Source organism: Alteromonas sp. M12, from assembly GCF_037478005.1.
In the GTDB taxonomy this organism is placed as follows: domain Bacteria; phylum Pseudomonadota; class Gammaproteobacteria; order Enterobacterales; family Alteromonadaceae; genus Aliiglaciecola; species Aliiglaciecola lipolytica_A.
Window position 1 is genome coordinate 3,545,155 of the sequence record NZ_CP144164.1, and the last position, 23,504, is coordinate 3,568,658.

At 41.7% G+C, this 23,504-nt stretch carries 19 protein-coding genes; 5 read left to right on the forward strand and 14 right to left on the reverse strand.

The genetic code is table 11. The features are described from left to right. Positions 1-15: 15 nt before the first annotated feature. Positions 16-621 (reverse strand): hypothetical protein, encoded by a 606-nt coding sequence (locus tag VUI23_RS15260; RefSeq protein ID WP_342804891.1) that lies wholly within the window; start codon positions 619-621, stop codon positions 16-18. Positions 622-728: 107 nt separating this feature from the next. Next, positions 729-1,847 carry a succinylglutamate desuccinylase/aspartoacylase family protein gene (locus VUI23_RS15265; RefSeq protein ID WP_216046350.1) on the reverse strand — a complete coding sequence of 373 codons (1,119 nt, stop codon included), beginning with the start codon at positions 1,845-1,847 and terminating at the stop codon, positions 729-731. 185 nt (positions 1,848-2,032) lie between these two features. On the opposite strand from VUI23_RS15265, the gene VUI23_RS15270 reads away from it, so the two are divergent. From VUI23_RS15270 to VUI23_RS15280, 3 genes are all read left to right on the forward strand, one after another. After that, positions 2,033-3,499, forward strand: coding sequence for an OmpA family protein (locus VUI23_RS15270; RefSeq protein WP_342804892.1), 1,467 nt, complete (start codon positions 2,033-2,035; stop codon positions 3,497-3,499). 200 nt (positions 3,500-3,699) lie between these two features. After that, entirely contained in the window at positions 3,700-5,130 is a 1,431-nt protein-coding gene (locus VUI23_RS15275; protein ID WP_342804893.1) for a deoxyribodipyrimidine photo-lyase, read from the forward strand. Between the two features lie 22 nt (positions 5,131-5,152). After that, positions 5,153-6,694, forward strand: a complete 1,542-nt coding sequence (locus VUI23_RS15280) for a cryptochrome/photolyase family protein (protein WP_342808304.1) — start codon at positions 5,153-5,155, stop codon at positions 6,692-6,694. A 592-nt stretch (positions 6,695-7,286) separates the two neighbouring features. Here VUI23_RS15280 and VUI23_RS15285 read toward each other — a convergent pair. Both VUI23_RS15285 and VUI23_RS15290 read right to left on the reverse strand, forming a co-directional pair. Then, positions 7,287-9,530: a YgiQ family radical SAM protein gene (locus VUI23_RS15285; RefSeq protein WP_303502084.1), complete on the reverse strand. Its 2,244-nt coding sequence runs from the start codon at positions 9,528-9,530 to the stop codon at positions 7,287-7,289. A 324-nt stretch (positions 9,531-9,854) separates the two neighbouring features. Further along, positions 9,855-10,046 carry a CPXCG motif-containing cysteine-rich protein gene (locus tag VUI23_RS15290; RefSeq protein ID WP_216046345.1) on the reverse strand — a complete coding sequence of 64 codons (192 nt, stop codon included), beginning with the start codon at positions 10,044-10,046 and terminating at the stop codon, positions 9,855-9,857. A gap of 143 nt (positions 10,047-10,189) precedes the next feature. Here VUI23_RS15290 and VUI23_RS15295 point away from each other — a divergent pair, with 143 nt between their 5' ends. Then, a complete protein-coding gene (locus VUI23_RS15295; protein ID WP_303502146.1) occupies positions 10,190-12,349 on the forward strand; it encodes an exonuclease domain-containing protein in 2,160 nt (719 codons plus the stop codon). Between the two features lie 177 nt (positions 12,350-12,526). On the opposite strand, the gene VUI23_RS15300 is transcribed toward VUI23_RS15295, so the two are convergent. Then, positions 12,527-13,078 (reverse strand): transposase, encoded by a 552-nt coding sequence (locus VUI23_RS15300; RefSeq protein WP_342804894.1) that lies wholly within the window; start codon positions 13,076-13,078, stop codon positions 12,527-12,529. A 28-nt stretch (positions 13,079-13,106) separates the two neighbouring features. Continuing rightward, the gene (locus VUI23_RS15305) at positions 13,107-13,703 is read right to left on the reverse strand and encodes a hypothetical protein (RefSeq protein ID WP_342804895.1); all 597 of its coding nucleotides are present in this window, start codon (positions 13,701-13,703) and stop codon (positions 13,107-13,109) included. Between the two features lie 331 nt (positions 13,704-14,034). Between VUI23_RS15305 and VUI23_RS15310 the strand changes: the two genes are divergently transcribed. Then, positions 14,035-14,655 carry a hypothetical protein gene (locus tag VUI23_RS15310; protein WP_342804896.1) on the forward strand — a complete coding sequence of 207 codons (621 nt, stop codon included), beginning with the start codon at positions 14,035-14,037 and terminating at the stop codon, positions 14,653-14,655. Positions 14,656-14,773: 118 nt separating this feature from the next. Here the strand turns inward: VUI23_RS15310 and yjjX are convergent, their stop codons facing one another. The 8 genes from yjjX to VUI23_RS15350 form a co-directional block, all read right to left on the reverse strand. Beyond that, the gene (gene yjjX / locus VUI23_RS15315; RefSeq protein ID WP_216047066.1) at positions 14,774-15,316 is read right to left on the reverse strand and encodes an inosine/xanthosine triphosphatase; all 543 of its coding nucleotides are present in this window, start codon (positions 15,314-15,316) and stop codon (positions 14,774-14,776) included. A gap of 16 nt (positions 15,317-15,332) precedes the next feature. Next, complete coding sequence (locus VUI23_RS15320; RefSeq protein WP_342804897.1) at positions 15,333-16,571, reverse strand: ABC transporter permease; 1,239 nt, start codon at positions 16,569-16,571, stop codon at positions 15,333-15,335. Beyond that, positions 16,568-17,758 carry an efflux RND transporter periplasmic adaptor subunit gene (locus VUI23_RS15325; RefSeq protein WP_303502380.1) on the reverse strand — a complete coding sequence of 397 codons (1,191 nt, stop codon included), beginning with the start codon at positions 17,756-17,758 and terminating at the stop codon, positions 16,568-16,570. Before VUI23_RS15325 ends, VUI23_RS15320 begins: the two co-directional genes overlap by 4 nt. After that, a complete protein-coding gene (locus tag VUI23_RS15330) occupies positions 17,755-18,759 on the reverse strand; it encodes an HlyD family efflux transporter periplasmic adaptor subunit (RefSeq protein WP_252728817.1) in 1,005 nt (334 codons plus the stop codon). The genes VUI23_RS15325 and VUI23_RS15330 overlap by 4 nt, the downstream gene beginning before the upstream one ends. Before the next feature lies 1 nt (position 18,760). Then, entirely contained in the window at positions 18,761-19,741 is a 981-nt protein-coding gene (locus VUI23_RS15335) for an HlyD family efflux transporter periplasmic adaptor subunit (RefSeq protein WP_216047069.1), read from the reverse strand. After that, on the reverse strand, positions 19,731-20,399 hold the full coding sequence (locus tag VUI23_RS15340; protein WP_216047070.1) for an ABC transporter ATP-binding protein: 669 nt from the start codon (positions 20,397-20,399) through the stop codon (positions 19,731-19,733). Before VUI23_RS15340 ends, VUI23_RS15335 begins: the two co-directional genes overlap by 11 nt. Positions 20,400-20,521: 122 nt before the next feature. Beyond that, positions 20,522-22,276 (reverse strand): ABC transporter transmembrane domain-containing protein, encoded by a 1,755-nt coding sequence (locus tag VUI23_RS15345; RefSeq protein ID WP_216047071.1) that lies wholly within the window; start codon positions 22,274-22,276, stop codon positions 20,522-20,524. A gap of 150 nt (positions 22,277-22,426) precedes the next feature. After that, positions 22,427-23,440: a hypothetical protein gene (locus VUI23_RS15350; RefSeq protein WP_342804898.1), complete on the reverse strand. Its 1,014-nt coding sequence runs from the start codon at positions 23,438-23,440 to the stop codon at positions 22,427-22,429. Positions 23,441-23,504: the final 64 nt, after the last annotated feature.

The window sequence follows — 23,504 nt, forward strand, 5'->3', positions numbered from 1 at the left end:
TATAACTCTTGTTTACTACCCAATAAAAGATATAAATATACCCATAAATACAAAACCCCAATAAATTAAGCCGAGTAAGATAAATATCCAATTGGTTAACGTCAGTGCAGCGTTCTGTGCGCCTTGGGGATCATCACAAACCTGATTTATACGATCTTGGACGTACCAAATAGGTAACAATATCAGCGCGATCGTTGCCAGAAAAAATACTACATATAAGGCGAGTTGATCAACGCTCGGTTCCCAGCGATTAGTTAAAGCAGAAACTACAATGGTGATTACATAAAAAGTTGCCATTAAGCCTGATGCCCTGCACGCAAAACCTTTAGACTGCAAGGCATCGTTAACTTGCGCAAACAACGAATGGGTAAAGAATATGTTAAAAATAGCCCTGACAATAGGTGTGCAATCAAAATCGGCATTGTCTTTTTGCAATTTCCAATTACGGTAAAACCAATAAATTAGATAAAGATTAAGTGTACAAAAAGATAAGATAATTAATTTAGTGCGGGAAACCACAAAAAAGGCGTTTTTGTCGATTAAATCATGCTGCTCTAAGTCACCCAAATCGGCAGCCGGAGCGTTATACACACTCTCATTATTATTATAATTTGTCGACATGAACTTCCTTGTACTAACGGCATAACAAACTGAGCACAGACTCGCCTTCGTTTGAGTATGCCATAAACATACTCGATATCCAGCATTTTAATGGGTCTAATTAGACCTTAGGTTAACTGGAAATAATTGGTGAAACATTTATACAATTGTGTACCGCTCAACACCGAAGCGGATGGAAAATGCAAAATCGGAATTAAGTCACATGGTGCACAAATCGTTTCTGTACCCCGTTCATTTTCTAGTTCATCGACATTAAGTACCTTAGCTAGGGGCTCACCCTTTTTGATTTCCATACCGGGTTTTGCTAAATAATCGACTATTCCACCTTGGTGGGTATAAAGGATTTTGTAATTGTTTAGTGTGACTGCCACTCGCTGCATGTCTTTTGGAGTGTATTGGGCATCCACTAGACAGCCTTTGGCATTCAAGTAAGACAGAATACTTTGTGCATCGTACAATCCTTCATCGAAACTAATCACTTCTTGAGAACCCATCTCTAAGGTAAAGGCTTCAACTTCGAACTGGATTGGATTAGCTCTTTTTTCAGTTAATAAGTCTTGTAAACTCCACCAATGGCAAAACGTCGCTTCATCTAAAGCACCAGCAAATTTATTGGGAATCAAAATAACATGAGGAATATTAAACAAAGACGCTGACGCTTTGGCATATTCAGGCACATAGATATGCCTTGTAGAGACAGGCCCATTGTGCAAATCAATCACAATATCGGCATCAAAAGCTAATTGTTGTAATTTTAAGTTAAGCTGTTGCGCAAGCCCTAATCCCCAAGTATCCGTTAACTTATCATCAATTTTCTGTTTGATAGCCTGACGAAAACGGGATTTAATCGATTGCAGCGGTTCATCATTGGCTACCGTATCGACAAATTCAGTCACCAAGTTTTGATCATAATAATAACCCCGATTCCAATTGGTGCCATTGATGGGATCAAATCGGCCCAAGGTATACTCACCAGCTTTGATGTTGGTGCCCACCGGATTACAATTTGGTACTAGGGTAATTTCACCGCATATATCCAGATTTTTAAGCATCTGAATTAAATGGTAGATCACTACATTCCCCTGCACCTCAGCGCCATGAATCGAGCTTTGCAGGTACACCTTGGGACCTGGTTTACTGCCTTTAAAACGATACAAAGGCACGTTCATATTCCGCCCAGACGCGTTTTGCGCAACCACGAGATATTCTTTGGAAAACTGATTCATCTAACGACTCTTAAAAACTTAACTACAATTAAAGAATACGATAATTGAATGCTAACCGTTGTACAAACTTTTACGTTTGCGTGTTAGTGAAACCGGTCAATTCCAGCCTACAACTGGTGACTTTTTTAATAAAGCCACTCGTACACACAAAAAAGACAAAATTAACTCCAATTAGGGGAATAAACATGAAAAGAAAATTAATTGCTGGGGCGATATGTGTTGCCCTGCTATCAGGCTGTGCATCGAAAGTTCACTTATCTGAAACGGAAATAATGCAACAATTTCCAGTGCTTGAAAAAGCCACAGAGATGCTAGAGCAGGCCAATATAAATGATTTGGCGTTTTACTCTCCTGAACAAATGAAAGAGGCTCAACGAGCTTATGACAGTGCATTAAGACAAGCTGAATCTGGAAACAATACCGCTAATGCGACCGCCAAAGAAGTCGTTGATAGAATAAATGCTGCGAAGACACACTCGAGCAAAGCAAAATACGTCTTTGAAGAAGTGTTTGTGGCCAGAAATAAAGCCCTTGGAGTCAGCGCTGATACATTGGTGCCAGATAATTTCAATAGTTCTGAAAAGCAATTTAAAAAAATGCTTACGTGGTTTGAAGTAGGTGAAGAAGACCGCGCAAAGCGAGACATCAATGAACTAAAGAATCAATATTTAGCGACCGAACTAGCAGCTCTTAAAACCAATATGCTTAGTGTCGCTCAACGCGCGATTGAGAATGCTGAAAAGCAGAACTTGGACGATGTAACGCCTATCCTTATCTCTCAAGCTAAAGATGAATATCAGCTAGCATTAAGTACTTTGGAAGCGGATAGAGCAAATACTCAAAAAGCCAATGTGCATTCCAACAAAGCGATTTGGCTGGTCGAGCGGGCCAAGGGTGTTGCCGAGATCAATCAATATTTTAAAAATGCGGATTTCAGTGAAGAACAAAAAGTGCTTTGGTACCAAGATCAATTACAAACCGCAATGTCTCCAATTTCAGGTGATTTAGCATTCAATCAGACCAACAAAGAGGTCATTGCTGATGTACAGCGAACTGTTAGTTCAAAATTAGCCGAAAACCAGATGAATAGCCAACGTATTGAAGAACTTAATACCCAGTTAATGACCTTGCAAACATCTTCGAAAGATAGAGAATCACAAATAACCCGAGACAAAGACGAAGCTCTTTTATCCGCGCAACTTCAGTTGGAAAATGAGCAACAAGCTAAACGCGAAGACAGTGCAAGATTTGCAGGCGTGCAATCTTTATTTAATCAGGAAGAAGCGACGGTTTATCGTCAGTTAGATAATGTATTAATTCGTGCTCACGGGTTTTCATTTAAGACTGGAAGTAGTGAAATTGAATCATCTAACTTTGCGTTGTTGAACAAAATTATTGATGCGGTGAGACGTTTCCCTGCCTCAAATATTTTGGTAACCGGTCATACCGACGCTACCGGCAGCGCTGAATTAAACTTAGATTTATCTAAAAACAGAGCAAAGACCGTGGCTGACTTTATGACTAAAGTGGGCAATATTGACGATAGTCGTATTGAATCCCAAGGATTTGGTAAAGAAAAACCTGTCGCCAGCAATGAAACACCGGAAGGTCGAGCTCAGAATAGACGAGTAGAAATCCTGATCATCAATTAACTAAAGTTGGGGGGATGTAAAACATCTGCCCCAAAAGTAGTTGCTATCACCAAATGAGCTTTGAGCAAAAGCTAGTTAGAAGTAATGTTTTTTTGAGATTCAGCCTTTAGAAAACATAATTTCATAACTGTGAGATCCATATACATTAACATGGGGTATTAACCTATTATTGTTTAAATTGATTATTAAGGATCAAGGCATTGAGCACCCCCATTAGCATCATGTGGTTTCGGCAAGACCTTCGCCTGCGGGATAACCCTGCACTGCGCGAGGCTTGTAACAACGGCGATGTTATCCCCGTTTATATTTATGATAATTGCAATGCCGAAAGTTTCACACCAGGCGCAGCCAGTAAATGGTGGCTGCATCACTCGCTACACAGCTTGAACAAATCACTAGACGGTAAGCTGCATATCGCTAGCGGCAATCCCATTGATGTATTACAAAAGATTATTCAACAAACTGGGGCGACTCAAGTTGTCTGGAATCGCTGCTATGAACCCTGGCAGATACATCGCGATAAAGCAGTAAAACAGCAGTTGCAAGAAGATGGCGTGCAGGTAAATAGTTTTAATGGCTCTTTATTATGGGAACCTTGGACAATCATGAACCAGAGTGGTTCGCCTTACAAAGTGTTCACTCCTTTTTACCGCAAAGGATGTTTAAAAGCGCCTTCTCCTCGTTCCGTTGAGGCAGCCCCAAAACAAGCTAATTTTATTTATCAAAATAAGCTGGATCAAGGAATAGATAGCCTTGAGTTGTTGCCGGAAATTAGCTGGTACAAACAGATGCAACAGCAGTGGCAGCCTGGCGAAGAGGGAGCCGGTGTTTCACTGAGTGAGTTTTTAAATGAGCCAATAAATGATTACAAACAAGCCCGTGACGTACCCAGCCTTAATGGCACATCTCATCTTTCACCGCATTTACATTTTGGAGAGATATCTCCAAACCAAATATGGTATGCCACCTTACATAAATTTAACGGCAGCATGGAAGACCCGCACATGGATTGTTTTTTAAGTGAAATTGGCTGGCGTGAATTTAGTTATTACTTGTTATATCACTTTCCGACCTTACCCAGTGAAAATTACAATGCCAAATTCAATCAATATCAGTGGCGTGGTCGCAATAATGACTTGCAAGCGTGGCAACAAGGTCAGACAGGCGTGCCCATTGTTGATGCGGGAATGCGTGAACTGTGGCAGACCGGTTACATGCACAACCGTGTGCGCATGATCGTTGGCTCATATCTGGTGAAAAACCTTCGCACCCATTGGCATCATGGCGAGAGCTGGTTTTGGGATTGTTTATTGGATGCGGATTTGGCCGCCAATAGTGCGAGCTGGCAATGGATAGCTGGCTCAGGTGCCGATGCATCGCCCTTTTTTAGGATTTTCAATCCTGTTACGCAAGGTGAAAAATTTGATAGTGAAGGTGAATACGTACGTCATTACTGCCCTGAGTTAAAACACCTTCCCAACAAGTACATCCATAAACCATGGGACGCACCTAAAGAAGTCTTAGCAACAGCAGGAATCCGTCTTGGTGATGAATACCCTCACCCATTGGTGGATTTAAAAGAGTCGCGCCAACAAGCTTTAGATGCCTATGAAGCGGTTAAAAACGCCTAAATGACAGGATGAAATGAAAGCCATGGCAAACACCTTAAGATTAATTCTCGCCGATCAGCTAAGTATGTCGGTAGCAAGCCTGCGAGATTGTGACAAAAACAGTGATTTAATTTTGATGGCGGAAGTAAAAACAGAAGCCAGCTATGTAAAACATCACAAAAAGAAAATCGCATTTTTATTTTCTGCCATGCGTCACTTTGCCAAAGAATTAACGGACTCAGGGTATCAAGTCCGTTATATAAAATATGAAGATGTTGATAACCAAGGCAGCCTTTTTAAGGAAGTGGAGCGGACCTGTCAAAACCTAGAGATAGATAAAGTCGCGCTGACATTTCCCGGCGAGTACCGTGTACTTAAAGATTTTCAAAGTTGGCAACAAAAGCTAGGTATTCCCGTGGAGATCTTGGACGATGACCGCTTTTTAAGTCATATAGATGATTTTGCTGATTGGGCAAAAGATAAAAAACAACTGCGAATGGAGTTTTTTTATCGACAAATCCGTCAGTCAAGTATGACCTTGATGGAAGCTGATCAACCCAGCGGGGGTAAATGGAATTATGACAGCGCTAACCGCAATGCTATGGATAAAGATGTCGAGGTTCCTGCGCACACTCAGTTTGACCCCGATCACATCACTCAAGATGTATTGAAACTGGTTGAGTCTGAATTTGCTGAGCATTTTGGCAATTTGGACAATTTTCACTTTGCCACCACACGTCAGCAAGCCTTAGTGGTGTTGAAAGATTTTGTCAGCCAAAGGTTACTAAACTTTGGCCAATATCAAGATGCCATGGTGCAAGGTAAACCTTGGCTTTTTCATTCCCATATCAGCTTTTATTTGAACTGTGGATTACTGCTGCCCAAAGAGGTCGTTGAGCTTGCTGAGAATGCATATCGTAATGGCGAAGCCCCGCTTAATTCCGTCGAAGGTTTTATTCGTCAGGTTATTGGCTGGCGAGAATATGTCAGAGGTATTTATTGGCTAAAAATGCCCGATTACAAAAAGCAAAATGCGTTGCATGCACAGCGAAAATTACCAGATTTTTTCTGGAATGCAGAAACCGATATGAATTGTTTGCAGCAATGCATCAGCGAAACACGAGACAACGCCTATGCCCATCATATTCAACGTTTAATGGTATTGGGTAACTTTTTGTTATTGGCTGGGGTGCACCCTGATGATGTCAATGAGTGGTATTTGATTGTGTATGCCGATGCCTATGAATGGGTGGAAATGCCCAATGTTAGCGGCATGATTTTATATGCTGATGGTGGACTACTCGCGAGTAAACCCTATGCTGCAAGCGGAAGTTATATCAATAAAATGTCGAATTACTGCCAACATTGCCATTACAACGTCAAACTGAAAACTGGTGCCCAGGCCTGTCCATTCAATTATCTTTATTGGGACTTTTTAGATCGCAATCGAGAAAAGCTCGCCACAAACCCAAGGTTAGGCATGCCATACGCCACGCTAAATAAGATGAAAGATGACAAATTAAGACATATTCGCCAAGACAGCGATATATTTTTTAAGGCATTAGATAACAATGAACGTGTGTAGTTGTGGCTTAGCCTCGGGAAAAATCCCGTGCTACACCTTGTTGGCGATGCGTTAACACCGCGTTAGTCTCGATGTATCAAACAGCCACGGGATAAATCCCGTGCTACACCTTGTAGGCGGATGAGTTAGCCCCGCGTTAGTTTCGATGTATCAAACAGCCACGGGATAAATCCCGTGCTACATCTTGTAGGTGGATGAGTTAGCCCCGCGTTAGCCTCGATGTATCAAACAGCCACGGGATAAATCCCGTGCTACATCTTGTAGGTGGGTGCTTTAGCACCGCGTTAGCTTCGATGTATCAAACAGCCACGGGATAAATCCCGTGCTACATCTTGTAGGTGGGTGCTTTAGCCCCGGTTTAGTTTCGATGTATCAAACAGCCACGGGATAAATCCCGTGCTACATCTTGTAGGTGGATGAGTTAGCCCCGCGTTAGTTTCGATGTATCAAACAGCCACGGGATAAATCCCGTGCTACATCTTGTAGGTGGATGAGTTAGCCCCGCGTTAGCCTCGATGTATCAAACAGCCACGGGATAAATCCCGTGCTACACCCTGTAGGCGGGTGCTTTAGCACCGCGTTGGGGACTAAATTAACGTTTTTTGTTGGACTTGCCCGCCGCCTTGTTGTGGGGCTGGTTATCACTGAATCGTGTCAATCCTTGCTGAGCCTTAGCATTTCCTTTGCCTTTGGCATATGCCTTGTTTCGAGACCGTTTTGCATATGCATTGTGCGCCTTACCACTTAGTTCCTCTTTGCTTTCTAGAGGCACTAGATGCTTGGGTCCGTTGCCAATCAAATGCGCTTTACCCATTTCTTTCAATGCTTTGCGGATCACTGGCCAGTTTGCTGGATCGTGATAACGCAAAAAAGCACGATGCAAACGGCGGTGTATCTCACCTTTGGGCACTGTAACTTGCTCACTTTTGTGATTGACTTTATGAATCGGATTTTTACCCGTGTGATACATGGTAGTGGCGTTGGCCATCGGTGATGGATAGAAATTTTGCACCTGATCCAACTTAAAATTGTGCTCTTTTAACCACATGGCCAAACTCACCATATCCATATCTTCTGTGCCAGGATGGGCAGAAATGAAATATGGAATAAGATACTGAATTTTACCTGCTTCTTTGGTGTATTTATCGAACATTTCTTTAAAACGCTCATAAGTACCCATACCAGGCTTCATCATCTTATCCAATGGCGCTTTTTCAGTATGTTCTGGAGCTATTTTTAAGTAGCCGCCCACATGATGGGTGACTAATTCACGAACATAATTAGGATCTTCAATGGCCAAGTCATATCGTACACCTGAAGCAATCAATACCTTCTTAACACCTTCCACTTTACGAGCTTTTTTGTAAAGCTCAACGGTAGGTGTTTGATCGGTGTCCAAATGTCCACAAATATCCGGCCAGACGCATGAAAGACGGCGACATGTTTGTTCCGCCTTTGCGCTCTTACATCGCAATTTATACATATTCGCAGTCGGACCGCCTAGATCAGAGATCACGCCGGTAAAACCGGGAACTTTGTCGCGAATTTGTTCAATTTCACGGATAATTGACTCTTCTGAGCGACTTTGAATAACCCGGCCTTCATGCTCTGTAATCGAACAGAAAGTGCAACCACCAAAACAACCCCGCATGATATTCACCGACGTTTTAATCATATCGTAAGCAGGAATTTTAGCTTTCCCATAACTAGGATGAGGTACGCGAGCATAGGGTAAATCAAACACCGCATCCATCTCTTCAGTTTCCAATGGAAAAGCAGGCGGGTTAATCCAAATAATGCGATCACCGTGGCGCTGGGCCAGTGCACGAGCACAACCTGGATTGGTTTCTTGATGCAAGATCCGTGATGTATGGGCGTAATGTGTTTTCTCTGCACGTACCACATCATAGGGAGGTAGCATGACGTACGTCTTCTCCCAAGGCTTTCTGCGCTGAGATTTAGAAGTAAATGGCTGAACTACGACCGGTTTCGCTTTTTGCGCGTCATCGATAACTTTGTTTTGTTCATCTTCAGCTACCGCACACTTATCTTCAATGTATTCATAGGGGCTGGGAATAGGATCAATTTTTCCAATTACATCAACGTGTGTAGAATCCACACCTTGCCATTCAGGTAATGGCTCTTTGCGAATTACTGCAGTACCACGGACATCTTGCATGTCAGCAATAGTCTCACCTGCGGCGAATCGATGGGCGATTTCCAGTAACGGACGTTCTGCGTTACCAAACATCAACATATCTGCTTTTGAGTCAAATAAAACAGAGCGTTTTACTTTGTCTGACCAATAATCGTAGTGGGCAATTCGTCTTAAACTGGCTTCAATACCACCAATGATGACTGGTTTTTTGTAGGCTTCTTTACAGCGTTGAGTATAAACGGTAACGGCTCGGTCAGGGCGCTTTCCACCTTCATTATTGGGGGTATAAGCGTCATCGTGGCGTAATTTTCGATCCGCTGTATAGCGGTTGATCATAGAATCCATATTGCCAGCGGTTACCCCAAAAAATAAATTGGGTTCACCTAACTGCATAAAATCTTTTTTGCTGGTCCAGTCTGGTTGCGAAATAATTCCAACTCTAAAGCCCTGAGCTTCGAGTACACGACCGATTACAGCCATTCCAAAACTAGGATGATCTACGTAAGCATCTCCGGTCACAATAATAATGTCACAGCTATCCCAGCCTAACTGATCCATTTCCTTTCGAGACATTGGCAAAAATGGAGCGGGGCCAAAACATTCAGCCCAATATTTAGGATAGGAAAATAGCCCTCTTTCAGCTTTCATTCGCTGAACAGGCTGTCGCATAACAGTCATGTATTGTACCAAGAAGTTAAGGGTTCAAAATTTCGCGGAGTATACCAGAAAAAGCCTTTGGACAAGAATAATATCGCGATAAAGGACGCATCCTTCTACAGCTAAGTGTCAAGTAATCTGCTCACTCTTTGTACATTTGTGTGTTGGCAGCAGATTGCTCGATATGGAAGTTCTCTGCTGTTCAGGCTACACGTTGATTATCCTGACTTCTTTTTCTTGCCTCCTGCGCTCTTCACTCTTGATCGGGTTTACTCTTTACTCGCCATTCCGCTTGCTCTCTACTCGTCATCCCGCTTGCTCTTTACTCGTCATCCCGCTTGCTCTCTACTCGTCATCCCGCTTTGCAATCACCTCAATGCCGAAACCATTATCAATTACTTGTAATTCAATGGGTTGGCAACATATTTGGCAATCTACTATTTGCTGCTGATTGATGTCGTTGGCTTCATCTATCTCCAGATCGTTGTAAGTCATACAATATGGACACTCAAATTTACTTGCTACTGTGAGGCTCATGGCTACTCCTTGAGTTGTAAAAGATTAATTAGTTTACGTAAAAGGCGTCGAAAAAGTTTGAAAAACAAACCAATACTGACTGGATATACAGTAGTTTTTAAAATACACTGGCTTTGTGTCCCAGCAAAATTTTTAATCTATTGATGAAAGAACTCCCCAGTAAATACTATTTAACTCATTTTCATGAATTTCTCGCGTTTGTTTCCGGACCCTGTGCACATTTACTCTCTATTGAAGATAGTGCTTTTATCGGTAAATTTCATACTCTTTGTGAAGATGCACAATGTTTGTATGTCCGTGGATTAAATAGAAAATCTCCAATAATCAGACGTAACTCATTGTTTTATGATGAGATTAACGATCACCAATTGCATCTAGAGAGGCTTATAACAGAAGGCTTTTACACTGAAGTAAAAAAAGAGCATCTTGCTGAATTAACTCATAATCTAACCAAACCAGAATTGGCCCAAGTGCTGCGTAATGCGAATGTCAGTTTTAAAAGCTCCCAAAGTAAAGCTGATTATTTACAATTAGTGAATGAGTTTTGTCAATTTGAAGACTTCTGCGCCTTTCTAGATCCCACTGTTGTGTTGCACCGAGGGCAAGATCAGCACATAAACTATTTTTTATTCTTATTTTTTGGTGATCTGAACAGTAACTTATCCAAGTTTTCAATGCGCGATCTGGGGATTATGCCAACTCAACGAGGGGTCAGTACTGACAATGCGCGATTCGATTTCATTGACGAAGCTAAGAGTGCGTTTTTTTATGCTCATCAACGGCGTGAAGTCATGTCTTTATTACCAGAGCAACAAATTGCACTTGCCCAACAGTTCCCATCATTTCCAACTCCACAAGGTACCTTAGCCAATGAACATTGTGACCGTTTTCTATTAAGATTAGGCAAAGCCATACTCCCCCACGACCAGTCTCTTGGCATAAAATTATTAGCCGCATCTTCGGAGCCTTTAGCACAAGAAAAAGTGATCCGTGAAAAGTACAAGTTAGGTGAAAAAGAGTGGGTGAAAAACCGTTTAGAAATGATTATTGAGGAACCAGATTCTGAAGTACTATTATCGTTTGCCGAAGACTTTTTGGCCCGTAAATTTCAGCAAAAACGCACCAGTACGCTCACCGACATGTTACGAGAACAATCAACAACAGTACTTATTGATGAAATGTACATGGATTCGGTGGAACATGGCGTAAAATTGTTTTATCAGAAACAAAAAAAACAGGCCTTTCGCACTGAAAACCGATTGTGGCGAGCATTGTTCGGTTTAGTTTTTTGGCATGAACTTTTTGAAATGGATAGCAATGCGTTAGTCACTGAATTCGATTACAAACCCCAGGCTATCAATCAAAACAACTTTTATAATCTGTACGAACAAGATATTGAAACTCGCCTATATCGAATGACCAGTGCGCAAATCACATTCAAACAAGTATCTAAAGTTATGCTTGAAAAGTACGGTCGCCCCAATGGAATTTTTCGTTGGCACAAATCCTTACTCGAAGTTTTAGCGGTATTTTTTGATCATGTTGACATTGAAGGTCTCAAAGAGCATTTGAGAATGATGGCAAAGGACTTTAAAAACTACGCTGACGGTTATCCGGATATCATGGTAGTCGATAACACCGGACTGAGATTTGAAGAAATAAAAGCCCCTGGAGACCAATTGCGTAAAAACCAATTGTTAACCATAAAGCTACTAAGAAAATCAGGCTTTAAGGTCGCAGTCACTCAAGTTGAATGGTTTTTAGATCCCTTACAACCCTATGCAGTCGTCGATATCGAAACCACGGGCGGTCGTGCAAATCAACATCGTATAACCGAAATAGGTATCGCCAAGGTTGTAAACGGGAAAGTGATCGATACGTGGCAAACGCTAATCAATCCTCAACGGCACATTCCGCAAAAAATCACACAATTAACGGGTATTGATGATGAAATGGTGAGTGATGCTCCCTTATTTGTGGAAATCGCTGAAAACTTACGAAGTTACTTATCTGATTGTGTTTTTGTCGCTCACAATGTCAATTTTGATTATGGTTTTATCCGCGCCGAATTTGAGCGTCTTGAACAAAGTTTTCGCATGCCCAAGTTATGTACGGTACGAGAAATGCGCAAAGCGATTCCAGGCCTTCCGTCTTATTCATTAGCCAACTTAACCCGGCATTTTGGTATTGATATGACTCGACATCACAGAGCCTTATCAGATGCTCAAGCAGCCGCAGAGTTGTTATTTATTATCAACGAAGTGCGTCATGAAAAAGCCAATGGGAGTCGTTTGCGGGGCTAAAGCACCCGCCTACAAGATATATGTTACCCCCTCCCCTTGCAGCATGGGCTTTAGCCCATAGATTCATTTCATTCAGGTTAACCTAATTGCGCGGAGCTAAAGCACCCGCCTACAAGATATGTGTTCCCCCTTACCCTTGTAGCATGGGCTTTAGCCTGAGGGATCCCCACAGCGGCATCAACATTTTGCATCCTCCACTAGGGCTTCGATGGATGCTTTGAGCATGTTCTCATTTAGATAAAACCGAGAATGCTTGAGCAGTCTCAGAGCTAAATACCCGTAAGATAGTACGCGCCGGCTCGTGATGGTGTTTGCTTGGAAATGGCGGTGATAGCCCTGGGCTTCTGCCGCTTTACCCACACAGTATAGATAGAATTGTACCATCATGGCTAAGAGTAAAATGACTTGCAGACGTTTTTCACAGCGACTTAAACTACGGGATAATCCCAGTCCATAGTATTCATTTTTACAATCTCTAAACGATTCTTCAATGGCCATTCTACGTGAATATAAATGGACAAGCTTATTCGCTCCGAATTGATTTTGCGGAAGGTTGGAGACTAAGAACCAAGGCTCTTTGGCGGACTTGCTATGACGCTTATTAATATTGTCTTTGGTCACCACCCCTTTTCTATTTACATTATGTCGTTGTTTGTTTTTCCCTTTGAATAAAACGCCTCGACACGAATACTGACTTCTTTTCGATAAAGTACAAATGGGAAGCTCCATGGCCTTAGAAGAGGCTCGAGTATGATAATCACTTACGTAGCGCCATTGATTTTTCCGTCGCCAATTTACATTTCACACTGCCGCGGGTTCTTGCCAACCAATACCAGTTGAGTCGGCTCACTTCCTTAAACCAAGGTATTTTAAACCCGGCATCTGTGCAAATAATCGGTTGGCAGTCACTCGGTAAGAGTTTAGCTAACCTAGCTAAAAAACGTTTCTGAATCATCGGCTGAGCATGTTGCTCCTCAGGATGCACCTCTTCATACAACGTAATCGCCCGACCTTTAATGGAGATAGCTGCTCTTAACATCACAAAGTTGTAGTTGTACACCGTTGACCAGTCAATATGAATTAACGGATGTTTTTCCGTGATAAACAAGTTTTGTATGATTTGATAATAGCGAGGAATAACCCGGTGTAGTCGAGGATTTCCCAACAGTCGGTCAATCCGTTTAATACTGTGCTTTTCAATGCCACCAGTGTCACAAGCCGCATTTCTTCCCATCGCTGTTAAGGTTAATTCAGAGCCATTTATGAGGCTTTTAGCAGCGGTAAACAGTGAGGTGGTAATACGCGGATCTAAAACGTTTGAATCTAAGGTAAATAAATCTGATAATAGCTTCATAGTGCTTGAGTTTGGTTATTTTTGTTTTGTGGTGAAATATATAATACCAAATTTCAAGCACTTACTTCTTTTTACTGTGGGGATTCTTCAGGCTTTAGCCCATGAATTCATTTCATTCTGGTTACCCTAATCGCGCAGGACTAAAACACCCGCCAGCAACAAAAGGCTCAATTGACACTCATCTATATCCATGCGTAAATCTGACTATAGATTACCCATTTAACCTAAGATTATGATTAGAAAGCTCTTTCGTGTTTCACGATTTCTACATAAATGGGCAGGATTATTCCTTGCCGTACAAATTTTATTGTGGATTTTAGGTGGTGTAGTGATGAGTGTTATACCTTTGGAAAAGGTGCACGGAGATCATCTCGCAATCAAAAATCTAAACTATGAAATCGACAATACACAGTATGCTTTCTCCCTAGACACCCTTCGCCTTAGAATTTCCGACCCTATTCATAGAATTTCCTATACCCAAGTTTTAGGTGAGCCTTATTACGCAGTTCAGACGGCGTCTGGTGAGCAATTATTCCATGGCTTAACTGGCGATTTGATGGGTATTATCAATGCTGAAAAAGCGGCAACAATAGCAAAACAACATTATCTTGGAAGCGGCGAACTTATCGAGCAAAATTTGTTAGCTAAAGCTCCAATGGAAGCCTCTCGCAACAAAGGAAAAGTGTGGCAGCTAAAATTTGATGATACTTGGAATACCACATTGTATGTGTCTCCGTTAAGCGGCAAGTTAACTACTATTAGAAGTGATTTGTGGCGTATTTTTGATTTTTTTTGGATGTTGCATATTATGGATTATGACGAGCGAGAAAATTTTAATAACCCGTTATTAATCACATTTTCTATCTCCGCTTTATTGTTTACCGTTACTGGTATTATTTTACTATTTAAGAGTTTTAACTTGGTTGCGATTAGACGATTAAAACGTCGGTGATGGGTTATCCCCCTCCCCTTGTAGTATGGGCTTTAGCCCATGGATTCATTTCATTCAGGTTAACCTAGTCGCGCGGGGCTAAAGCACCCGCCTACAAACGAATCTTGAACAATCGCGATTAAAATCGATCTGCGTGCAGAAAAGGCGCCATGGCTAAGGTTAGAGCCTGTGTATAATTGCCACCACGGGTTTCAAGCCCATTGGTTAACAATCCAATCGCACCGCCTTTTTGTTTGATGTTGCTGGTACCAAAAAGCTTGTCCATCAACGGACCGAGTTCCTCACCTTGTTGTAAATGGCTAAAAACAGACTCAGGTATTGGCAAGTTAGCGCTTCTACCCACTTGCAATTTAGATTGAGCCGAAACCACCACATAAGCAAAAGTAGCTGGACCGTATTCAAAATTGTCAACTCCCCCTTCCATCGCCGCGTAAAAATCAGCGTTAAAATGAGACTGACAAAACTTAACTCGGTTAACTGCTCCTTGGTAAGTTTCCTTTTCTGACATTGGTTGCTCAGAGACCAACGAAGGCGCATCAACCCCTCGACAATCAATCTGTTGCTGTGGAAAAACTCTAGCCAATGTATCTTTAAATGCGCTAATTTTCACCGGGTTTTTTGAGCCAACAATGGCTACTACTGTATTGTTTTCAAATTCCATTAACTACGCCTAATCGTTAATCTGAATGCAGGGCTTCTATTGGATTAAGTTTCGAGGCTTTTATCGCCGGAAATACACCAAATCCAACCCCCACAATCATGCAAATAGACAAGGATAAAACAATTGCAGTTAAAGACCAACTCACTGCCCACCCCGAATAAAAGCCGATAATCTCGGATAGTACTAAACCAAAAAATACCCCTAAAAGTCCACCTAACACAGAAATAGTGAAGCTTTCGGCTAAAAACTGCTGCTTAATATCAATTTGGCGGGCACCAACTGCGCGCAATAAACCAATTTCAGTGGTTCTTTCCATTACATTGGCTAACATTATATTCATAATGCCGATTCCACCTACCAACAAAGAAATTCCGGCAACACAGGCCATGACAATATTGAATATTTCTTGGGTTTGTTTTTGCTGCTCTAATAAAGCTGCGGGGATAATCAGTTCATAATCCTGCACGCCACCGTGGCGCATTTTCATCAATTCAGCCACGGCTTTTGATGCCACAACAGGATCGGTCGTTTTTGCAATGCTAAGTTTTATGCTATCTAACTCGCTCGCTAAATTTTCACTTTTTAACTTTTGTTCTGCGGTGGCGATGGGGATAAAAATTCGATAGCGATCACCGCCAATTTTTACCCCCTGGAATTCATTTTTATTACCCTGAGGAGGCGCTAAAACGCCTACCACATGTAACCAAATATGGTTGACTTTGACGTATTTCCCAAGTGCTTCTTGCTGCGGAAATAGTTCTTTAGCGGCATCAACTCCCAGAACAGCCACTTGCGCTAAGTTATCGTTATCATGTTGGTCCGTGAAGCGACCTGTGGTTAAGCGCATGTTAGCGTGTTTATAATAACTACTAGATACGCCCAATAGCTGTGCCCCAGATTTTCCATAATCACTGTAAATATCATGAACTTTAATATTTTTGCTTGCACTATAATCATCGACGAAAGGCAAGGTGCTCATGGCAGCCTGAACATCTCCCATGGTTAATCCCATGCTTTCTTCACGAATCTCAACCAGTTCGTTCTTATTGTAATCTAAACCTTGCACTATGATATTGTTGACACCCATAGAATCAATTAGCTTGAGCGCTTCGTTTTCTGCACCTTCACCAATGTTCAGCATCGCAATAACCGCTCCGACACCGAAAATCATGCCTAAAAGTGTTAAAAAGGTTCTTAGTTTTTGCGCGGACAATTCGGCTATAGCATCCGCTATCAAGGTCCAATATCGAGTCATGATGAAAGCTCCGGTAAACTCAACGCAATCTCATCCCCCTCAATTAAACCGCTCTCAACTTCCACAAAATACAAATTCTTTTGTTTGGTAGTGATCTGACGCTGTTCAAAGCCTTCGGCCGTTTTTAGATAAACAAAATTTCGTCCCTGTTGATGATGAATAGCTTGTAAAGGCACTAACAGTGAGGGCTTGGCCGGTTGTACTAAGATTGATGCTTTGAGCTTACGTCCGGGCTGCATTAGGCTAATATCTTGCTGAGTTAGTTCAACTACTAATTCGTAATAGGTGACAGGATTTCCTCTTTCAATGGAGCGAGGATAACCTGATACACTGGCCACTTTGCCATCAAAGGTTCGATCAGGGAACGCATCTAGAGACACTTTAACCTCAATGCCAGATTTTAAACTGATGGCGTCTTTGGCTAATACAAACACGCGGGCTTGCATGTTATCTAAATTAGGAATTTTGGCAATCGGACGCCCCGGAAACACCGTTTGACCAACAGAAGGTTTTTCCCCCATACGGTCTTTTTCGTAGGTAAGTAGTCCATCATTAGGGGCAAAAACTTGTAATTGCGATAACGCTTGTTGATGGCGTAGATATTTGATTTCATGGCCTTTTCGTTTTATTTCCAACACCCCAACATTACTCTTATTTTGCTCGTCGACACTGTCCTTTTTCCAATCCAAAAAGTTATCTTTAGCACCTAAAAAATCACGATTTTGGAAGGAATCAATAATTTCTAATTTGGAATAAACACGTAAATCATCTATCGCAAATTTATCTGCGAATTCAAACTCATAGTCTACGAATTCTTGCTCAGAGAGGATGTCATTTTGTTGTTGAAAACGTTCGGCTTCGCTTTGAATGATATCCTGACTGAATAACGCCATGCGTAATTCTTCTTCTTTGCTATCCACCAGCAGTTGCTCTGCGTCAAAACGGGCAATAATATCGCCTTTTTTCACTTTAGTGTTTTCATCAGCAAGCCAAGACAACACCATTGGACGTCTGCCTGGAGAAACAATTTTTTGGGCATGCACAGCTTCGATTTCACCAAAACCATTGAGGGTAATATCAAAGGGTCTGGCGTTCACTTCGAAGGTGGGAATCTTTGTCACCTCCTCTTCACAGCCGGTTAAAATAAGCATTGAGAGGGCGATAAAATAGTATGACAGTCTGTTCATGTGCGTTCCTCACTAAGTAATTGCACATTGGCTTTCATGCCCGGTCGCATTTTATCTAGATCTAGCTTATCGAGCTTCACCCAAGCATCAAAGACTACCTTGAGGTTATGCTGAGAACGGTTTCGATAGGCTTGACCAAGCGAGGTGATGGTGCCGGCGTAGGGCTTTTCAGGGTGGGCATCTAACACCACTTTGACCTGCTGTCCTACTTTCACGACAGATGAATCCGATTCATCAAATTCGACTTTCACGGCCAATTTATCCAACGACGGTAACGTTACCAAAGGACGTCCCATAGAGACGGTATCACCAACAGCAGGTTTATTGTCATCGTTATCGACTTGATAAACCACTAACCCATCTTTGGGTGCCTTTACGACTAGTTTGTCTAGACTGTCTTGTATATTTTTGACTCTTAGCGCTAATTTTTTAATTCGCCCATTTTGTACTTCTCCATTAATGATCATGCGCTCTTTGTTTTGTGCTAGTTTTTGTATGGCCTGTTGATATAAAACTTTATTTATTTCATATTCTGAGACTTGCTTTAAGCGCTCAACTTCAGAACGTGATGCATCGGTAATTGCGACTTTACGCTCAGAGATTTCCATATTCATTTTTGCTTCAGCCATGGCTAATTCAAGGTCTTTCTCGGTCGCTTGTTCTTTGAGTTTACGTTTCTCAGACTCCTTAATTGCGGCGTCTAAATCACTTTGTTTACTAACGAGATCCTCCATGAGTTTATCGCCATCAAATTTAACCACTAAGTCACCTTTTTTGAGCAAGGTGTTTTCTGGCGCTAAATATTCAATTTTAAACTGCCACATCCGACTAACACTCGGTGGCCCTATAGGTGCATCGTGCAGCGAAACCAATTCAGCAGGCGCTACTATGGGTTCGTTTACTCGCTCTTTTTCGCTTATTGCAACGCTGACTTTTGAACAGCTTGTCACAGTGACAACGGCGAACAAGATTAAAAACAATAAAGAATACTGAATTTGCATGCTAATTATCTCCGCGGGTTAGCGGTGGAACATCCACACGCACACTCATACCTGGCAATAAGGTTAATTCAGGGGTATCAACAAATTGAAAAATCACCGGGTAGTAAACACTATTGCTCCACTGTACTTTCTTTTCTGTTTGTGTAGACAAGAAGGTCAGTTTACCTTTGAATTTTTTGCTCGGATAAGCATCCAACACTAACTCAACATTTTTGTTCGCTTTTAAACGTTCCACATCAATTTCATGCACCCAGCTTTCAATTTGGAAATTATCAGTGGCTTGAACATCGATAATATTCCATGCCGCACGCACGTTAATTCCAGCCGCCATTTTTTCACCCGACCAAGGATGAATAGCGTAACTAATAGGACCTTTAAAATTGGCAGTAACACTCATTTTTTCCATTTGACTGCGTTGATAACGAATTTCATCTTCAATTAATCGTATCTGAATTCGTTGCTTTTCAACGCCCGTAAGCAAGGCTTGTTCGGCTAACTTTAGGTTTTCTTCCGCTTTAATCAGCTCCATTTGCGTACGTTGTAAGGTCAGCTCAAATTTACCTTTATCTAACTGACTAACTTGGGATTCAGGCACGTTAGCCTCAATTTTGGCTTGTTCCACCCGCATTTGAGCAATAGTCAACGCACCTTGCGCTTCTAGATACTCCTGTTCCAAGTCCATTGTTATTTGGGTTAATTCGAGCTGCTCAGTCTCTAAGGTCTCTTCATTGGCTTCTAACTGGCTTTGGATTAATGAACCATCGAAAACAGCAATTAAGTCACCGGCTTCCACCATTTTGCCTTCTTCTTCTAACCATTGAATCTGAATGTTCCAACTGCGTCCCCGCGGCGCGGTGACAACTTGTTTTTTGGCTGAACTGATTTTACCTGTCAGCAGTAATGATTCACCTTTTGCCAGAACAGGATGACTAAATATACTCACAGCAAGCACGGCAATGAAAAAAACCAAATTAATGTTCATCAATGATCTTCCCATCTTTCATTCTGATAACCCGTTGCGCATAAGTCGCAATTTCTTCTTCATGGGTGACCATTACGATGGTTTGGCCTGCTTGATGCAATTCTGTTAGCAATGCCATAATTTCAACCGAGGTTTTGCTGTCTAAGTTTCCGGTAGGCTCATCAGCCAAGATCACTTTGGGTTGGTTAATGAGCGCTCGCGCGATCGCCACACGCTGCCGTTGTCCTCCCGACATTTCAAAAGGCTTATGATGTTTTCGGTGACTTATTCCCACCCTATCTATTAACCCTAACGCCCGTTGCATCGCTTCCTCTTCGCTGGTATCGGCATAGCGCAAGGGCAAAAGTACGTTACCTAATGCATCAAGTTTCGGTAATAGGTGAAAGGTTTGAAATATAAAACCAATATGGGTATTGCGGATGCCAGAGAGGGTATCATCGTCTAATTTGGCGACGTCTTGACCTGCTAGTAAGTACTGACCTTGATTAGGCGTATCTAAACACCCCAGCACATTCATTAAAGTCGATTTTCCTGATCCCGAACTGCCCATTACCGCAACAAATTCATTTTCATGTATGTTGAGTGTAACGCCATCTAAGGCAGTGACGATTTCCTCACCATTTTGAAACTGTTTTTTAATATCAATGAGTTGTAGCATTTTAGATATGGGTTCCTAATAATATGCGGATGACTAGACCAGTCACCCTAAATCAACGTAAAAATTGGCGTATTTTTACAATGATATTATGCAGATTTAACCGTTTATAATATAACTACTCGTCAACTGACGAGTTGCAATTCGGCGAACTGTCGGTACACACTGTTGCCTTGCATTAATTCATGATGGCTACCAATTGCGACTACTTCACCTTTGTCCATAACCACTATTCTATCGGCATTCACCACTGTAGATAATCGATGGGCAATAATCAGCGTGGTTTTTCCATCCATTAATTTATCTAGAGCTTGCTTGACCAGTTGTTCGTTGGTGGCGTCCAACGCACTTGTGGCCTCGTCGAGCAATAAAATTGGTCGATCAGCCAATATCGCTCTGGCAATCGCAATTCGTTGTTTCTGTCCACCTGATAATCTAACACCTCTTTCACCTAAATCGGTAAAATATCCGTCTTGTAATTCACCAATAAATTTATCCGCCCTAGCCGCTTTTGCAGCTTCAATTACCTCATCCATAGTCGCATCTGGTCGACCATAACGGATATTTTCAAGAGCATTGGTTGCGAAAATAACCGATTCTTGAGGTACTAGTGCAAATTGTTTACGCAGATCATCCGGCGACAACATGTGGCAATGAAAACCATCAATTTGAATACTGCCACTAGTGATATCGTAAAACCTTAATAGCAGTTGAAACAAGGTCGATTTGCCGGCACCGCTAGGACCCACTAAGGCTATCCGCTCACCAGGTTCTATTTGTAAGTTAAGATGTTTAAGAACCGCTACTTGCTCAGCGCTAGGATAAGCGAAATTAACGTCTAGAATATCTAAGCGTCCTGAAATAACCTCGGGTAACAATTGAGGTTTCGCCGGTGCTTCAATAAGCGGTCGAGTATTGAGTAATTCCAATAAGCGCTCACTTGCCCCTGCCGCCTTTTGAATTTCACCAATCACTTCACTTATTGTAGCCACAGCCCCGCCGGCCATTACCGCATAAAACATAAATGCAGTAAGCTCGCCGGCGCTAACCCCAGCACTTAGCACCTCTTTAGCGCCTAACCAAGCAACAATGGTAATAGCAGTAATACTGATCCCCATTACCAATGAAATCATTAGCGCGCGATATTTTATTCGATGACTAGCAGCCAACATCACTGCCTCAATACGGTCAGCAAATAAACGACGGTCGATACCTTCATGGGTATAGGCTTGTACAGTTTGAATTTCGTGCAAACTTTCATCCACATATGCGCCCATATCGGCAACACGATCCTGACTATTTCGAGCGTAAATACGTACTCTTGCGCCTAAGAACTTAATCGGTAGGAGCACTAAGGGCACAGCAATCAAAACGTATAAAGTAAGTAAAGGACTGGTAATAAACATCAACAACATCGAGCCAATAAAGGTGATTGACGCTCGCAATGCCATGGATAGGCCCATACCCACCACAGTTTGCAACACTGTTGTATCTGCGGTGAACCGCGAAATCACTTCACCGGTTCGGGTTGATTCAAAAAAGCCTGGGGATAGATTCAAAAGATGGAAATATACTTGTTTTCGAATATCGGCACTGACCCGTTCGCCTAGCCATATCATTAAATAAAACCGAAAAAACGCTGCTAAACTACCAAGCAAAGCAATCCCCAAAACCACAAACACCATTTGATTTAGTTTGTCACTGTTATTGGCCAAAAAGCCTTCATCAACGACGACTTTGACACCTTGACCAAGCATCAACCAAGACACTGCGCCCACAATTAACGCTAGAATAGCTAACACAACTCTACGGCGATAAGGTTTGAGTTGACTAAAAATCCAACTGATTAACTGACGGGTTTGAATTTTTTCGGACGACATGTGTACTCATTGCAAATAGGTTTTGTTTATCCTACTTAAACTTACCTTACTTGTAATGATAATTCAGCTCAATGCACCTTAAAAACAGTGGAGTGTATTTTTGTTGATTACTTCACCTAACCACAAAGAGTTGTTTTTTATTTATGCTGGCTATCCCAAGTTTATTTTATCTTGTATTTGTTGTTTTAGCGCAGCGGGGTCTTCTACCGAAAGATACACTTTATTAAAAGGCTCATTGAGCATGCCCATCATCGAAAAATAACTTATTTCATGATTAAAAGTGAGTAATATATTAGCGGTTTTACCTCGCCCTAAAATTAGCGATTCGGTCAATTCTTGTTTATTCCAACACCCAGTATCGACGGTTTTTATGGTTAATAACGGAATAACCATGATAGACAAAAACGATGAATTCAATACTAAATTGTTGTCTAAAAAATACACCGAGTGGTAACGACTTATTCGATAGTTTGCACAGATAGAAATAATTGAATAGCTAATAAAAGAAGCCACAATTAGTGCAACCAATTCACTGATAGTGGCAATTAGCATATAGGCAAGACCAGCAACTAGCGTTAAACCGCATAACATACAAATAAAATGCAAAGGATAACGGGATAATAATTTCAAATGCGTCACTGGGCGCGGATGATTGCGAGACAAAAATGGTAGGCAGTAATACCAACTAGCGGGCTCATAGGAGAGCGTGATGGAGAGTTGTTGCTTTTTCTCATCATCATCACTGTTAATGCTGTTGATCATATGCACTCTTGGATCACCTTTGAGTTTTCGTGCCTGCCAGAGCGATTTGATCACGTGGGCGATTAAGAAAAATTCGATGGCCAGCAAAATACCAATAATCGGAATTCGTAACCACATAACAAATTCAAAATAATCAGCGATCTGTGCAGCAAAACTAAAACGTGCGATACCTGCACTTAGTGAAAAAATTAAGATCATCTTCCAAGGCTTTTGATTGCCTGCCTTGATGATTAATAACCAATACAGAATGGGTAGAAGTAGAAAATAAACTATTGCAAAACCAGCACTTAAAATTGTGTCAGTTTCGCTATTAAGTTGTTCAGGAAGAAAGTAAAAACCGGCGCTATAGCAAATAACAGCGATAATCAAAAAAGCGAGACGAGACTTTACAGCTTTGCGCACATCAGGTTCCTACAACGCAACGATTTGAATAGAACTCGATTCTACTTGAGAATAGTTATAATCA